We start from the raw sequence: 14607 nt of genomic DNA, 5'->3' as shown, positions 1-14607 counted from the left end.
TCGGCGGTCGGGGGCTTGCCGGGTCAGGGCCGCGGCCGGGCGGATCGGCGGGCGGCGACGGCGAGTTGGCCCAGTGCCAGGCCGCCGTCGCCGGGCGGCACCAGGCGGTGGCGCAGCACGGTGAAGCCGTCGGCCGCCAACTCCCGCGCGCAGGCGGCCGACAGCAGCGCGTTGGCGAACACACCGCCGGTCAGGGCGACCGTCCCGGTGCCGGTGCGCGCCCGCAGCGCCCGGCAGGTGTCGCGAACGGCCAGGGCGACGGCGGCGTGGAAGCGGGCGGCAATCCGGCCGGCGGGGGTACCGGCCCGCAGGTCGGCGACGACGGCGGCGAGGACGGGTGCCGGGTCGAGCACGAGAGGCGGCTCGGCGCCGGCGGACCCGGGTCGCCCCAAGTCGGCCGCCCCGGCGGGAGATCGGGGCTCGGCCGGGTCGTCCCGGCGCAGGGCGAAGGCGTACGCGCCCGGCTCCTCCCCCGCGAAATAGGCCGCGGCCTCCCATGCGATGGCGGCCTGCGCCTCGTAGTCGGCGCGGTGGCACACCCCGGCGAGCGAGGAGACGGCGTCGAAGAGGCGGCCCATGCTGGAGGTCGGCACGCAGTTCAGCCCCAGCTCCAACTGTCGCGCCAGCACGGGGCGTTCGTCCTCCGGGCAGGCCGCGACGCACGGCAGGTCGACCGGCCAGCCCAGGCCCGCGGACCGCAGGTGGGACAGGGCCATGCGGTACGGGTGGCGGACGGCCGCGTCGCCGCCGGGCAGCGGCACGTACGCCAGGTGTGCCGCGCGCAGGTGGCCGTCGTAGTCGGCGAGCAGGAACTCCCCGCCCCACACGGCGCCGTCCTCGCCGTATCCGGTGCCGTCGAAGGCGACGCCGATGACGGGCCGGCTGCCGTCCAGGCCGTGTTCGGCCATGGCCGCGGCGACGTGGGCGTGGTGGTGCTGGACGTGCCGGACCGGGCGGTGCCCGGCGTGCCGGGCGGCCCACTGTGCGGAGCGGTAGCCGGGATGCCGGTCGGCGGCCAGCAGTTCGGGCGCCACCGCGGTGATGCCGGCCAACTGCCGCTCGGCGGTGGCGAACGCGGTGAGGGTGGCGAGGTCGTCCATGTCGCCGACGTGCGCGGACAGCCACGCCTTGCGCCCCTCGCCCAGGCAGAACACGTTCTTCAGGTCGCCGCCGACGGCGAGGGCGGGCCGCACCTCCACCGGCAGCGGCACCGGGAAGGACGCGTAGCCGCGCGAGCGGCGCACCGGCAGCTCCTGCCCGTCGAGAATCCGCACCACCGAGTCGTCGCAGGGCACGTGGATCGGCCGGTCGTGGGTGAGCCAGGCGTCGGCGAGCCCGGCCAGCCGCTCGCGGGCCTTCCCGTCGTCGGTGACGATGGGCTCGCCGCCGAGATTGCCGCTGGTGAGCACGAGCAGCCGCGGCCCGGGCGGGTCGCCCGGCAGGCCCAGCAGCAGGTGGTGCAGCGGGCTGTAGGGCAGCATGACGCCCAAGTCGGCGCTGCCGGGTGCCACTTCGGCGGCCACCAGGCCGGCGGGCGGCTCCGGGCGGCGGCGCAGCAGCACGATGGGGCGCACCCGCCCGGCGAGCAGGTCCCGCTCGGCGGGGCCCAGGTGCACCAGCGGCTCGATGTCGGCCGGGCTCGCGGCCAACAGCGCGAAGGGCTTGGCGGCGCGGTTCTTGCGGCGCCGCAACTCCCGTACCGCCCGGGCGTTCGCGGCGTCGCAGGCCAGGTGGTAGCCGCCGATGCCCTTGACGGCGAGGATCGCGCCGCGCGCCAGCAACTCCCGTGCGGCGGCCACCGGTTCGTCCGTCAGCGGCGTCAGCGGGCCGCTGGGCGGCAGGACCAGGCGGAGCCGGGGGCCGCAGTCGTGGCAGGAGACGGGCTGGGCGTGGAAGCGGCGGTCGGCGGGGTCGGCGTACTCGCGGGCACACCGCGCGCACATCGCGAAGCCCGCCATCGTGGTGTTCGCGCGGTCGTACGGCAGCCCGGTGGTGATGGTGAAGCGCGGCCCGCAGTGGGTGCAGGTGATGAAGGGGTGCCGGTACCGGCGGTCGGCGGGGTCGCACAGCTCGGCGAGGCAGTCCGCGCAGGTAGCGGTGTCGGGGGCGACGAGGGTACGGCGCGGGCCGCCCGCGCGGGACTGCAGGATGGCGAAGCCGTCGCCGCCGCGGACGGCCACCGGCTCGTGCCGCACGTCCTGGACGACGGCCAGCGGCGGCGCCTCGGCGGCGATGCGCGTGCAGAAGGCGGCCACCGCGGACGGGGCGCCCTCGACCTCGGCGACCACGCCCTCCCCGGTGTTGGTGACGTGGCCGCTCAGCCCCAGCTCCCCGGCGAGCCCGTACACGAACGGCCGGAAGCCGACGCCCTGCACGACCCCGCGCACGGTGACCCTGCGCCGCTCGGGGGCGGCGCCCGCAGCGGACGCGGCGGACACGGCGGTTCCGGATGACACGGCGGCGGGTTCTGCGGTCATGGCGAACGGGGCTCAGATCGCGGGGAGTCGGGTGGCGGCGGGCGCGTGGCCGTGCTCATGGCCGGGCCGGCGGCTGTGCTCGTGGCCGTGGCTGTGCTCGTGGCTGTGTTCCTGACCGTGCTCATGGCTGTGGCCGTGTTCGTGGCTGTGCCCGTGGCCGCCCGCCCCCACCGTCCGCGCCATCACCGGCTCGTGCACCGCTCCGCCGTCCGCGGCGGCGAGCGCGCGGTCCAGCAGCAGGCCGACGCCCTCGCCGCTGCGGGCGGAGGTGAACAGCACCTCCACGCCGGGGTTCACGCGTGCCACGTTCGCCAGGAACGTCCCGCGCTCGAAGCCGGCCGCCGCCGCGATGTCCTGCTTGGTGACGACGACCAGGTGCGCGAGTCCGTACGCTGTGGGGTACTTCAGCGGTTTGTCCTCGCCCTCGGTGACGGAGGCGAGCACCACCCGCAGCGTCTCGCCGAGGTCGTAGGAGGCGGGGCAGACCAGGTTGCCGACGTTCTCCACGAACAGCAGCCGGGTGTGCGGCTCCAGCAGCCCGTCCAGGTGGCCGCGGAGCATGTCGGTCTCCAGGTGGCACAGCCCGTCGGTGAGCACTTGGCGCACGGGCGCGCCCGAACGGGCCAGCCTGGTCGCGTCGTTCTCGGTGGCGAGGTCGGCGGTCAGCGCGGCGACGGGGACGCCGCGCTTACCGGCCAGGGTGAGTTCGGCCTCCAGCAGGGCCGTCTTGCCGCTGCCGGGGCTGGAGAGCAGGTTCACCATCGCGGTGCCGCGGGCGGCGAGTTCGGCCCGCAGCCCCTTGGCCCCGGCGTCGTTCTTGGCGAGCACGGCGCTGCGCAGGTCGGTGGCGTCGCACATGGTCCTCAGGGCTCCTCGTGCAGGGCGGCGGCGGGGCGGGCCGCCCACCGGACGGCGGCGATCTCCAACTCCCGTCCGGACAGCAGCCCTTGGGCGGCGCCGCCGCACCGCGGGCAGGTGAGTTCGGGCGGCATCCCGGTGGCCCACTCGTGCGGGCAGGTCCCGCAGCGGGCGCGTCCCGGCACCTGCTCGGTGACGAGCCGGGCGCCTGCGGCAACGGTGCCGTCGCAGGCGAGTTCGAAGCAGAAGCGCAGGGCGTCGGGGACCACACCGGCCAGCTCGCCCACCCGCAGCGTCACGGCCTCGGCCGCTCCCCGGCCGGCCGCGCGCGCCGCGTCCTCGACCTGGCCGACCACGGCCAGCGCGATGGACATCTCGTGCATGCTCAACTCCCGCCGGTCCCCGTGGTGGACGGGCCCCGGAAGCCCCCGGGACCACCCCAGTACAGGCCCGGCGCGGGGGTCGCCGCCCCCGCCACGCCGCCGGGCGGCGCCGAGGTTCGCCCTAACGGCGCTTCCGGCATACCGGTGTCACATCGAGCGGATCTTCATGTAGCGCTTGATGTCGGGCAGGTTGGCCGCGATCGCGGCGGCGGCCAGGCCGGCGGCGGCCGCCGCGAGCAGGATCTTCGTCATGGCTGCATCTCCTTGGTGATCGCCGGCTCCCGCGTCCTTCGTGCCGCGGAACCCTCCGTGTCGTGCGGGCGGTCGGCGCCCGCGGCCTGGTCGCCGTCCGGGGCGAGCAGCCGCAGCACGGCCTCGACCGCCTCGTCCAGCGCGCCCTCGACGGCCGCGCTGAGCCCGATCCCCTCCTCCAGGCAGGCCGGTTCGCAGCCGACGACGGCGACCCGGTCCGGCCGGCTGCCGCCGGTGCCCTCGCTGAGGGTGCCGAGCAGGGCGAGCACGGCGTCGGGCGTCATGCGGTGGCCGTCGATGAGGACGTCGCCGGGCGCGGGTGCCGCGGCCTCGGCGTGGTCGATGAGGTAGAGCGTGCCGGGGGCGCCGCCGCGGGCGGTGGCGTCGAGCAGCACCGCGGTCCCGTACCCCTCCAGCAGGCGGTAGGCGAGGTGGACGCCGCGTACGCCGATGTCGGCGACCTCCACGCCGGGCGGCAGGGTGCGCCGGGCCAGCCGCGCGGCGGCCTCGACGCCGAAGCCGTCGTCGCCGAGGAAGATGTTGCCGAGCCCGGCCACCAGCACCCGCCGCCCGGCGGCAGCCCGCTCCGCCACGGCCCCGCCGGTCCCCGAGCCGGCTGCCGGATCCACCGGGTCCACGGTGTTCACGGCGCCTCCAGGGGGACGACCTCGTCGGGCTGGAAGTAGCGGAACCGGCCCTGCGCGCGCTGGAGTTCGGCGCCCGGGTCGCCGTCCACGGTGACCGCGAGGTGCACGCTGCCGTCCACGTCGTGCAGCACCGCCTCCACCAGCGCGGTGCGGCCGTGCAGGAACATGTCCTGCGCGTCGGTGCGGCGCAGCCCGGGCCGCAACTCGACGCGGTCGCCCGCCCCGACCGAGCGTCCGTCCACCAGCACCCGGTCGCGCTCGGGGTCCACGCTGCGGTCGGCGGCCGGGTCCCACCACGGCGTCCCGGGCTGCATCAACGCGCCGGTGTCCTCGCCCGGCGTGTGCAGCACGGGCGGCCCGTCGGCGGGCCGCGGCCCGGCGGTGACCTCGCGCAGGGAGCGCACGGCGCCGTGCAGGCGCTCCAGCACTTGCGGCGGCAGCGAGTCGGCAAGGTCGATGACGGCGCCGGCCCGCTCGTCGGTGCCGCGGGCCTCGCGTTTCTCCTGGTCGGTGAGGGCCGCCGTGCGCAGGGCGAGGATCTCGTCGATCTCCAGGGCGTCGTAGAGCGCGCCGGGGCTCTCCGGGGCGAGGTGCGGGTGGTCCTCCAGGATGATCGGCGAGGAGAGCACCGCGTCGGCCCGCCCGTCGGCCCCGGCGAGCACCGGCCAGGTGTGCAGGTTGCGGCACTCGGCGACGGCGGGCGCGGCCCATTGCGGCGGGTCGGTCATCGAGACGAAGGAGCCCGCGGTCAGCGCGAGCATCAGGTGCGCGGAGACCAGGCAGTGCGGCAGTGCCTCGTCCCTGGCGGTGCCGGAGCCCGCGGGCGCCCAGGTCCCGGTGTTCGCCACGGTGGCGGTCAGCCGCACCACCCGGTAGGGGCCCGGGAGTTCGGCGGCAGCCACGCGCAGGCGCGCGGTCACCGGCTCGCGCCGCCGCACCAGCCGGCCCACCACCTGCCCGGCGGCGTCCCGTACGTCCTCGGTGTCCTCGCCGGCCGGCAGCACCACGGGCAGTTCGGCGCCGCCCTCGCCGAGCGCGACCAACTCCGCCACGGACAGGCTCACTTCGGCCTGCTCCTCCACGCCTTCGTCCCAGCCGACGAGCACCCGGTCGGGCAACTCCAGTGCCTCGACGGGCTCGTGGCCGCCGTCCGCCCGCACCTGCTCCACCGCGCGCCGCTGTACGCGCAGGAAGCGCAGCCTCACGTGCAGGCGAGCGCCCTGCCGCGGCTCGGCCAGACACTCGGTGCGCTGGGCGCTGTGCTCGCCCGCGTGCCCGTCCCAGGCGGGTGGTACGAGGACGCCGAACTGCCAGCGCATCCGGTTCTTGGCGGCCGAGGCGCGGTAGGGGTAGAGCACGTACCCCTCGTACAGGACGGCGTCGGCGACCCGGCAGGCGTGCGCGAGCAGCTCGTCGGCGGCCGCGGTGCCCTCGCCTGCGGCGGTGGGGGTGTGCGTCGTCATGCCGTCGCCTCCGCCGTCGTCCCCGCGCCGGCCGCCACCGTCGCGGCCGCGCCCTCCGGCGAGGGGTCCCGCTCGGCCGCGGCGAGCAGCGCCTCCAGCGTCTGCTGCCAGGACGGCAGGGCGTGCCGGGAGCGGAAGGCGGTGAGGGCGGCCATGGTGTCGTGGGGCAGCCGGATCCAGCCGCAGCCGGGGAAGTGCTGGTCGAACATCTCCCGCCAGACCCGCGCGGGCAGCAGGCAGGGCGCCTCGCGGTCCCACGGCACCGGCTGGACGCTGAAGCCGCCGGGGCCGCGGAAGGCGGTGCCGGAGAAGAGCAGGGTGAGGGGGGCGTGCCCGTCCTCCAGCGCGGCGAAGTAGCGGCTCGCGGCGATGTCGGTGTCGTAGGTGCAGGGCACCGGCAGGTCCACCTCGGTCCGCCCGGTGAAGCCCGGCACCATCAGCGCGGCCTGGGCGAACTGCAGCGGCTGCATGCTGCGGCCCCAGCGGGAGCGGTCGCCGAACAGGTCGTGCAGCCCGGCGGCCTCGGCGTCGCCGTAGCGGCGGCGGGCGGGCTCGATGCGGATCTGGCAGCGCAGCGCGAGGGCGTGCACGGGCTCGTCCCCCGCGGCGGTGACCCGCAGCCGGAAGACAAGGGTGGGCCCGGCGGCGTACGGGTCGGCGCGCACCCCGGTGCAGGCGAAGTCCAGGTCGCTCACGGCGTGCCGCCCCCTTCCGGCGCGGCCGGCGCGGACTGCGGTACGGGCATCGCCTTGCGCTCCACCTCGGCGAAGAACGCGTCGAGTTCGGCGCGGGCCCGGTCGCCCCCGTCGAAGCCCTGCCAGTGCAGCCGCAGCCTTCCGACGAGTTCGTACGCGGTGTCCACCGGGACCAGGTGGCAGCTGGTGTGCTCCTCGTCGCGCCGGACGACCAGCGCCTCGACGTCCGGGGCCAGGGTCGCGGCGAGCGGGGTGCCGCCGAAGGCGGCCTGCCAGGCGGCCGGTTCGATCTCGCTCTCGGTGGCGCCGGCCGGACTGGGGTAGAGCGCGACCATCCGGTCCAGGGCGGAGTTGCGGAAGAAGAACGCGACGCCGACCGGCACGCCGAGGGCCTGCCAGCCGGCCGCGCCGACCTCGCGGCCGGGATCGCTCAGGTAGCGGTCGGGGATGGTGCGGAAGCGGCCGCCGCCGGTGCCCTCGCGGTCGAAGAGCACCGCGCAGGCCAGGCAGGCGCAGGCGAGCACCCGCTGTTCGACGTCGACAAGGTGCCGGTGCTCCTCCTCCAAGGGCACCGAGCACAGCTCGCACCGCTCGGCGGCCGGCGGCCGCGGCCCGCGGAAGCGGCGCAGCCCCCGCGCGGGCCGTCCGCCGGCGCCCTGCTTGCGGCCGGGCAGCGCGGCGGGGTGCGAGGCGAGCGCCGCGGAGACCCCCGTCCCGCCCGTGGTCGGCCCCCCGCCCCCGCCCGACGCGAGCCCACCCGCCGACGCAGACACCCCGCCCGGGACACCCGCACCCGCCGAACCCGACGACCTGGCGGCAACCCCGCCCGACGCGGGCCCACCCGCCGGTGACGGCGTCGCGGTCACCGGGACCCCGTCCTTGCGCCGGGGGCGGGCGGGCGGCTGCCGATCTGCAGCAGCACCGGCTCCCGTGCGGCCGGCTGCTCGTCCACCTCGATCGCGGTGACCTCGGGCGCGAAGCTCGCCAGTGCCGCCTCGGCCTGCTCGCGCAGGGCGGCCGTGGAGCCGCCGCAGCCGCAGCCGCCCGCGGCGGGCCGGGCGGTCAGCCGCAGCCGGCCGCTGTCGGGGTCGAAGGCGTCCACGTCGAGCACCCCCGCGGCGTCCACGCTGCGCAGGGCGCGCTCGATCCGGCCCGCGGTGTCGTCGGGGTGCAGGTCGTGCAGGACCAGCAGGCCCGCGGTCGTCTCGTCGTCCAGCAGCGCGCCCAGCGGGCTGCCGGTGCGGCCGGAGAGCAGGGCGACGATCCGGGCCAGGCCCGCGCCGTAGAAGTCCATCAGGGCGCGGACCAGTTCCTCGGCGGTCTCGGTGACGGCGGGGCCGCCGCTGCCGGCCAGCCGGTCGAGCAGCTCCTCCACCCGGCGGGCCGCGGCGTCGGGGGTGGTGCCGGCGGGGCGGGCGCTCATCCGGCCAGCCCGCTCAACCCGGTCGGCACGTGCATCTTCTCCACCGTCCGGCCGCCGCCGACGTACATGTGCACCCCGCACGGCAGGCAGGGGTCGAAGCTGCGCACCGCGCGCATGATGTCGATGCCCTTGAAGTTCTCCGGCGGGTTCTCCTCGAAGATCGGCGTGTTCTGCACCGCGTCCTCGTACGGTCCCGGCGTGCCGTAGCTGTCGCGGACGCTGGCGTTCCACGGGGTCGGCGGGTAGGGGTGGTAGTTGGCGATCTTGCCGTCGCGGATCACCATGTGGTGGGAGAGCACCCCGCGCACGGCCTCGGTGAAGCCGCAGCCGATGGACTCGTCGGGCACCTCGAACTTCTCCCAGGTCTGGGTGCGCCCGGCGCGGACCTCGGCGAGCGCCTGCTCGGTGAAGTGCAGCGCGCACGCGGCGGCGTACGCCTGGAAGTAGGTGCGCGCCCGGTTGCGCTCCAGGGCGTTGCTCCACTTCGGGATCTTCCACTCGAAGGTGGTCTCCGGCTTGGTGAGCGAGCGCGGCAGGTTGATGACGACGCTGTGCCCGGTGGCCTTGACGTAGCCGATGTCGACCAGGCCGGACAGGGCGGTGGACCACAGGCGGGCGATGGGGCCGCCGCCGGTGTCCAGGGCGAGGTGCTCGGTGCCGTCGAACCAGCGCGGGGACATCACCCAGCTGTACTTGTCGTCGAAGTCGCGCTTCTGCGGCGCCGGGATGGTGTGCTGGTTCCACGGGTGGCGCGGGTCGACGGGGTTGCCGAGCGGGTCGTGGGTGACGAACTGCTCCTGGCCCTGCCAGTCCTGGTAGTACGAGCTGCCGAGCAGGATGCGGATGCCGAGGTTGATCTCGGTGAGGTCGTTGGTGACCAGCTTGCCGTCCACCACGATGCCGGGGGTGACGAACATCCGCCGGCCCCAGTCGGTCATGTTGCGGTAGGTGAAGTCGCAGTGCGCCGGGTCGTTGAGCGCGCCCCAGCAGCCGAGCAGCACCCGGCGGCGGCCGACCTCCTCGTAGCCGGGCAGCGCCTCGTAGAAGAAGTCGAACAGGTCGTCGTGGAGCGGCACGACGCGCTTCATGAACTCCACGTAGCGCATCAGGCGGGTGAGGTAGTCGGTGAGCAGCTGGACCGAGGCGATGGTGCCGACGCCGCCGGGGTAGAGCGTGGAGGGGTGCACGTGGCGGCCCTCCATCAGGCAGAACATCTCCCGCGTGTACCGGCTGACCTGCAGCGCCTCGCGGTAGAACTCGCCCTCCAGCGGGTTGAGGGCGCGCATGATGTCGGCGATGGTGCGGTAGCCGTGCTCGCCGGCGTGCGGGGCCTCGGTGCGCTCGGCCTGCTCCAGCACGCCGGGGTTGGTCTCGCGGACCATTTTCTCGCAGTAGTCGACCCCGACCAGGTTCTCCTGGAAGATGTTGTGGTCGAACATGTACTCGGCGGACTCGCCGAGGTTGATCAGCCACTCCCCCAGGTGCGGCGGCTTGACGCCGTACGCCATGTTCTGCGCGTACACCGAGCAGGTGGCGTGGTTGTCGCCGCAGATGCCGCAGATCCTGCTGGTGATGAAGTGGGCGTCGCGCGGGTCCTTGCCACGCATGAAGACGCTGTAGCCGCGGAAGACCGACGAGGTGCTGTAGCACTCGGCGACCCGCTTCTGCTTGAAGTCGATCTTGGTGTGGATGCCGAGGCTGCCCACGATCCGGGTGATCGGGTCCCAGGACATCTCCATCAGGCCGCTGCCGTCTCCTACGGCCGTGGGCGAGCTCATCGTCGGTGCCGTTGCCCTTCGTCATGTGTCTCGGGTGGGGGGTCCGCAGGTGCTGCTGGGGCGGCCGCGGGCCGCTGCCGGGCAGCTACCAGGGGCGGGAGTAGCCGGTGGTCAGCTCGCGGCCGCCGTGGCGCCACTTGGGCTCCTTGTCGACCGTCTTCATCGTGATGCCGCGCAGCCGGCGGATGGCCGCGCCGTACAGGCCGCTGGCCGAGCTGGACACCTTGCCGCCGGGCGGCTCGTCCATGAACGGCATGAACTTGTCGGGGAAGCCGGGCATGGTGCAGGCGATGCAGATGCCGCCGACGTTGGGGCAGCCGCCGATGCCGTCCATCCAGCCGCGCTTGGGCACGTTGCACTTCACCACCGGGCCCCAGCAGCCCAGCTTGACCAGGCACTTCGGGGAGTCGTAGGCGGCGGCGAACTCGCCCTGCTCGTAGTAGCCGGCCCGGTCGCAGCCCTCGTGCACGGTGGCGCCGAACAGCCAGGTCGGGCGGAGCTTGTCGTCCAGCGGGATCATCGGCGCGGAGCCGGCGGCCTGGTAGAGCAGGTAGGTGAGGGTCTCGGCGAAGTTGTCCGGCTGGATCGGGCAGCCCGGCACGCACACGATCGGGATGCCGGCCTTGGAGGTCCAGTCCCAGCCGAGGTAGTCCGGCACGCCCATGGCGCCGGTCGGGTTGCCCTCCATGGCGTGGATGCCGCCGTAGGTGGCGCAGGTGCCGATGGCGACGACGGCCAGCGCCTTGGGGGCCAGCCGGTCGATCCACTCGCTGGTGGTGATGGGCTGGCCCGTCTCGGGGTCGTCGCCGAAGCCGCACCAGTAGCCCTCGGCCTTGATCGCCTCGTTGGGGATCGACCCCTCGACGACCAGCACGAACGGCTCGATCTCGCCCCGGTCGGCCTTGAAGAACCACTCGATGAAGGCGTCGGCGCCCTGCACCGGGCCGCACTCGAAGTCGATCAGCGGCCAGTGGACGGCGATCTTGGGCAGGCCGGGCAGGCCCTGCAGGACGATCTCCTCGATGCTGGGCAGGGTGGCGGCGGTCAGCGACACCGAGTCGCCGTCGCAGCTGAGGCCCGCGTTGATCCACAGCACGTGGATGGGCGCCTCGTCGGCGGCGGGACTCGCGGGGTGCTCCTGGGTGGCGGAAGGGCTCGCATCCGTCATGGGATGCCTCCTGGGCGTGGGGGGCTCACGCCAGACAACGGCGCTCCCTGCCTGGATACCGCGCGCCGCGCCGCACCGGCCCGCGAAAGGCGGCCACCGGGGTGACCAGCGCCGACGGGATGGCCCAGCCCTTACGCCGAGACGGTACCGCCCGCTGCGCGGGGCGGCGCGGAGGCCGCGGCGCGGGCCGGACGGGGGGCCCGGACGCGCAGCGGCCCGTGCCCGGCCGGACGGGAGTGGAGGCCCGCGGCGACGCATGCACGGATTCGGGGCCGCACGACGCGCAGGCCCCCCGGCCGGGCGGCCATGCCGGGACTATCGCTGCCGATGGCCGCCGCGGCAGCCATGCCCCCACGCCGGCCGCCGGCCGGCGACGAGCCCTGGAGGGCACGCGCCGCACGGCCGTGCAGCCCACCGACCGGCGGGTGGGCGTCCACGCGGGGCGGGGCGCGGGGCGGCGCGGGCGGGGTCCGCGGCGGCCGGCGCTCGGGCGTGGCTGCGCTGGGGCCGGCGCGTTCCCCGTAGGCCCCCGGAGGGGGCGGCCTCAGACCGTCATCGGGCGGTCGCCCGGGCTCAAGGGGGCGGGGAGTTCGGTGGCGCCGGTGAGGTAGCGGTCGGCGGCGGCCGCGGCCGAGCGGCCCTCGGCGATGGCCCAGACGATCAGGGACTGGCCGCGCCCGGCGTCGCCGGCGACGAAGACGCCGTCGAGCACGCCGCCCGAGGGGCCGGCCGTCAGGGCCGTGAAGGCGTCGTCGCGGGCGTAGTTGCCGCGCTCGTCGGGCGCGAGGCCCAGACCGCGGGCCAGGCCGCTGCCGCGTTCGGGGCCGGAGAAGCCGAGGGCGAGCAGCACCAGCTCGGCCGGGATCACCCGCTCGGTGCCGGCCCGCGGGCTGCGCGCGCCGGGCTCGACCTCGGTGAGCCGCAGCGCGCTCACCCGGCCCCGGTCGTCGCCCTCGAAGTGCAGGGTGGCCGCGGAGAACACCCGCGGGTCGCTGCCGGCCCGGCCGCGGGCCTCCTCGTGGGCGTGCGAGATCCGGTACACCTTCGGGTAGATCGGCCAGGGCTCGCCGGGCGGGCGCCCGGTCTCGGGTTCGGGGTTGATGTCCAGCTGGAGCGCGGAGGCGGCGCCCTGCCGCAGCACCGTGCCGAGGCAGTCCGAGCCGGTGTCGCCGCCGCCGACGATCACCACGTGCCGGCCGGCCGCGGTGATCGCGGGCTCCTCGATGTCGCCCTCCTGCACCCGGTTGGCGAGCGTGAGGTACTCCATCGCCTGGTGGATGCCGGACAACTCGCGGCCGGGGACGGGCAGTTCGCGCCGGTGGGTGGCGCCCACGGCGACGACCACCGCGTCGTAGCGCTCGCGCAGGTCGGCCGCGGACACGCCGTCGCCGCCCACCTCCACGCCGGTGCGGAACCGGGTGCCCTCGGCCCGCATCTGCTCCAGCCGCCGGTCCAGGACGTCCTTGGCGAGCTTGAAGGAGGGGATGCCGTAGCGCAGCAGCCCGCCGATCCGGTCCGCCCGTTCGTATACGGCCACCGTGTGGCCGATCCGGGTCAGCTGCTGGGCGGCGGCGAGCCCGGCGGGCCCGGAGCCGACGACCGCGACGGTCTTCCCGGACAGCCGCTCGGGCGGGTAGGGGACGACGTGGCCGCGCTCCCAGGCGGTGTCGGCGATCTGCTGCTCGACGTTCTTGATCGTCACCGGGTCGGTGTTGATCGCGAGCACGCAGGCGTCCTCGCAGGGCGCCGGGCACAGCCGGCCGGTGAACTCGGGGAAGTTGTTGGTGGCGTGCAGCCGCTCGTGGGCGGCCTGCCAGTCGCCGCGCGAGGCCAGGATGTTCCACTCGGGGATGAGGTTGGCCAGCGGGCAGCCGTGGTGGCAGAACGGTATGCCGCAGTCCATGCAGCGCCGGGCCTGCTCGGAGACCAGGGGCAGCTCGGCCTGCCCCGCGTACACCTCGTCCCAGTCGCGCAGCCGCTCCTCGACGGGCCGCGGCGGGACGGGCGCGCGCGGGAGGGAGAGGAAGCCGTACGGGTCGGTCATGACCGTCTCCGGGGGCAGGTGTGCGCTGACCTTTTGTCCAGGTTACGACCGATGCGCAGCTTTCGGTCGCATCGTCACACAGGGTCGTCATGGTCGGACGCTGCGCATACGGGAGCAACAGGAGGTCCCGATCGGGCCGACCGCAAAGGAAGTTGGCCGTCGGTCAGATGTAACCGCCGGAGTCCTGGCACCGCGTCAGCCGGGGAAATATCCTCCAGAGGCCATCGGCAGCTGGAAGAAGCTGCCACGTCCTGCGGGAGAGTGCATGGGCACACACGAGCACGAGGTCGACCGGCGCACGCTCTTCAAGGCGGGTCTGGGTACGGCGGTGGCCGCGGTGGTGGGCGCCGAGCTGGCCTTCCCGGACGCCGCCGGCGCGACGCCGGCGCCGGAGTTCCCGTGGATCATCGACTGCGACACCTGGGGCGCGCGGCCGCCGTCCAGCACGATCCAGATCACGGGCAACACCACCAACAAGATCATCCTGCACCACATGGCCTTCCCGAACGTCACCGACTACTCGCGCGACCACGCGCTCCAACTGGCCAGGGACTGTCAGAACCTGCACATGGACACCAACGGGTGGGCCGACACCGGCCAGCACTTCACGGTGAGCCGCGGCGGCTACGTGCTGGAGGGCCGGCACCGCAGCCTGGAGACGCTGGTGGCCGGCGAGCACCAGGTGATAGCCGCCCACTGCCCGGGTGAGAACGGCAACGCCATCGGCATCGAGAACGAGGGCACCTACATCACCGAGACCCCGCCGCCCGCGCTGCTGGACTCCCTGGTGACGCTGTGCGTGGCGGTGTGCGAGAAGTTCGACCTGAAGGCGTGGGACATCTTCGGGCACTGGGACTTCTACACCACCGACTGCCCGGGGATCGCCTTCTACGCCGAGTTCCCGATGGTGCGGGGCCTGGTGCGCCGGGCCATGGGCACACCGCTCTCGGCGGCGCCGGACCGGCGCTGGCCCGACATCTGGCGCTTCGTGGACGGCCCCGTGGTCGAGGTGGCGCAGTACCTGCTCAACAACGCCGGCTACACCGACCTGGCGATCGACGGCGTCTTCGGCACCGACATGAACCCGATCGTCGCCGACTTCCAGACCGCCAACGGCATCCCGGTCACCCAGGACTGCACCTTCGACCAGGCCACCTGGGAGGCGCTGGCGCCGCCGCTGGGCAAGGACGCCGAGGGACTGCCGGTCCAGGCCCTGCAGTTCATGCTCTCCCGCAAGGGCTACGCCGATGTCGCGGTCAGCGGCGCCTACGACCACGCGACGATGAAGGCCGTGCAGAGCATGCAGCGCCTGCACGGCCTGGTGCCCGACGGCAAGGTGGACCTGAGCACGTGGTGCGCGGTGGTGGGCGGTTCGGTGCGCGAGGCGTTCGCCCGCCACTGAGCCGGACCGGGCCGGGG

At 74.8% G+C, this 14607-nt stretch carries 13 protein-coding genes; 1 reads left to right on the top strand and 12 read right to left on the bottom strand.

Features of this window, described 5'->3' with window-relative positions:
- Positions 1–23: 23 nt before the first annotated feature.
- The 12 genes from hypF to BLR33_RS18625 form a co-directional block, all read right to left on the bottom strand.
- Complete coding sequence (hypF, locus tag BLR33_RS18675; RefSeq protein ID WP_093785654.1) at positions 24–2477, bottom strand: carbamoyltransferase HypF; 2454 nt, start codon at positions 2475–2477, stop codon at positions 24–26.
- A 12-nt stretch (positions 2478–2489) separates the two neighbouring features.
- Complete coding sequence (gene hypB / locus BLR33_RS18670; protein WP_093785653.1) at positions 2490–3335, bottom strand: hydrogenase nickel incorporation protein HypB; 846 nt, start codon at positions 3333–3335, stop codon at positions 2490–2492.
- Between the two features lie 5 nt (positions 3336–3340).
- Positions 3341–3718 (bottom strand): hydrogenase maturation nickel metallochaperone HypA/HybF, encoded by a 378-nt coding sequence (locus BLR33_RS18665; protein WP_093785652.1) that lies wholly within the window; start codon positions 3716–3718, stop codon positions 3341–3343.
- Between the two features lie 147 nt (positions 3719–3865).
- Positions 3866–3970 (bottom strand): DUF6893 family small protein, encoded by a 105-nt coding sequence (locus BLR33_RS37155; RefSeq protein WP_407639696.1) that lies wholly within the window; start codon positions 3968–3970, stop codon positions 3866–3868.
- Positions 3967–4533, bottom strand: coding sequence for a hydrogenase maturation protease (locus BLR33_RS18660; protein ID WP_093785890.1), 567 nt, complete (start codon positions 4531–4533; stop codon positions 3967–3969). Before BLR33_RS18660 ends, BLR33_RS37155 begins: the two co-directional genes overlap by 4 nt.
- Before the next feature lie 80 nt (positions 4534–4613).
- On the bottom strand, positions 4614–6080 hold the full coding sequence (locus BLR33_RS18655; protein ID WP_176930316.1) for a hypothetical protein: 1467 nt from the start codon (positions 6078–6080) through the stop codon (positions 4614–4616).
- Positions 6077–6775, bottom strand: coding sequence for a DUF6084 family protein (locus tag BLR33_RS18650; RefSeq protein ID WP_245771501.1), 699 nt, complete (start codon positions 6773–6775; stop codon positions 6077–6079). The genes BLR33_RS18655 and BLR33_RS18650 overlap by 4 nt, the downstream gene beginning before the upstream one ends.
- Positions 6772–7449, bottom strand: a complete 678-nt coding sequence (locus BLR33_RS18645; RefSeq protein WP_093785888.1) for a DUF5947 family protein — start codon at positions 7447–7449, stop codon at positions 6772–6774. The genes BLR33_RS18650 and BLR33_RS18645 overlap by 4 nt, the downstream gene beginning before the upstream one ends.
- A gap of 188 nt (positions 7450–7637) precedes the next feature.
- Entirely contained in the window at positions 7638–8198 is a 561-nt protein-coding gene (locus BLR33_RS18640) for a hypothetical protein (RefSeq protein WP_093785651.1), read from the bottom strand.
- A complete protein-coding gene (locus BLR33_RS18635; RefSeq protein ID WP_093785650.1) occupies positions 8195–9976 on the bottom strand; it encodes a nickel-dependent hydrogenase large subunit in 1782 nt (593 codons plus the stop codon). The genes BLR33_RS18640 and BLR33_RS18635 overlap by 4 nt, the downstream gene beginning before the upstream one ends.
- Before the next feature lie 85 nt (positions 9977–10061).
- Positions 10062–11144, bottom strand: a complete 1083-nt coding sequence (locus BLR33_RS18630) for an NADH-quinone oxidoreductase subunit B family protein (RefSeq protein WP_093785649.1) — start codon at positions 11142–11144, stop codon at positions 10062–10064.
- Between the two features lie 544 nt (positions 11145–11688).
- Positions 11689–13188, bottom strand: coding sequence for a glutamate synthase subunit beta (locus tag BLR33_RS18625; protein WP_093785648.1), 1500 nt, complete (start codon positions 13186–13188; stop codon positions 11689–11691).
- A 265-nt stretch (positions 13189–13453) separates the two neighbouring features.
- Between BLR33_RS18625 and BLR33_RS18620 the strand changes: the two genes are divergently transcribed.
- Complete coding sequence (locus tag BLR33_RS18620; RefSeq protein WP_093785647.1) at positions 13454–14590, top strand: peptidoglycan recognition protein family protein; 1137 nt, start codon at positions 13454–13456, stop codon at positions 14588–14590.
- The last annotated feature ends 17 nt before the right edge of the window (positions 14591–14607 follow it).

Origin of the sequence: Actinacidiphila guanduensis (assembly GCF_900103985.1) — a bacterium.
Classification (GTDB): domain Bacteria; phylum Actinomycetota; class Actinomycetes; order Streptomycetales; family Streptomycetaceae; genus Actinacidiphila; species Actinacidiphila guanduensis.
The sequence above is the reverse complement of the archived record's forward strand: the minus strand, read 5'-3'. Positions and strand labels throughout refer to the sequence as shown.

Excerpts from the sequence above, each read along its gene's own strand:
- BLR33_RS18640 (WP_093785651.1), bottom strand. The coding sequence starts at position 8,198 with ATGAGCGCCCGCCCCGCCGGCACCACCCCCGACGCCGCGGCCCGCCGG.
- BLR33_RS18665 (WP_093785652.1), bottom strand. The coding sequence starts at position 3,718 with ATGCACGAGATGTCCATCGCGCTGGCCGTGGTCGGCCAGGTCGAGGAC.
- BLR33_RS18655 (WP_176930316.1), bottom strand. The coding sequence starts at position 6,080 with ATGACGACGCACACCCCCACCGCCGCAGGCGAGGGCACCGCGGCCGCC.
- BLR33_RS18625 (WP_093785648.1), bottom strand. The coding sequence starts at position 13,188 with ATGACCGACCCGTACGGCTTCCTCTCCCTCCCGCGCGCGCCCGTCCCG.
- hypB (WP_093785653.1), bottom strand. The coding sequence starts at position 3,335 with ATGTGCGACGCCACCGACCTGCGCAGCGCCGTGCTCGCCAAGAACGAC.
- BLR33_RS18635 (WP_093785650.1), bottom strand. The coding sequence starts at position 9,976 with ATGAGCTCGCCCACGGCCGTAGGAGACGGCAGCGGCCTGATGGAGATG.
- hypF (WP_093785654.1), bottom strand. The coding sequence starts at position 2,477 with ATGACCGCAGAACCCGCCGCCGTGTCATCCGGAACCGCCGTGTCCGCC.
- BLR33_RS37155 (WP_407639696.1), bottom strand. The coding sequence starts at position 3,970 with ATGACGAAGATCCTGCTCGCGGCGGCCGCCGCCGGCCTGGCCGCCGCC.
- BLR33_RS18630 (WP_093785649.1), bottom strand. The coding sequence starts at position 11,144 with ATGACGGATGCGAGCCCTTCCGCCACCCAGGAGCACCCCGCGAGTCCC.
- BLR33_RS18620 (WP_093785647.1), top strand. The coding sequence starts at position 13,454 with ATGGGCACACACGAGCACGAGGTCGACCGGCGCACGCTCTTCAAGGCG.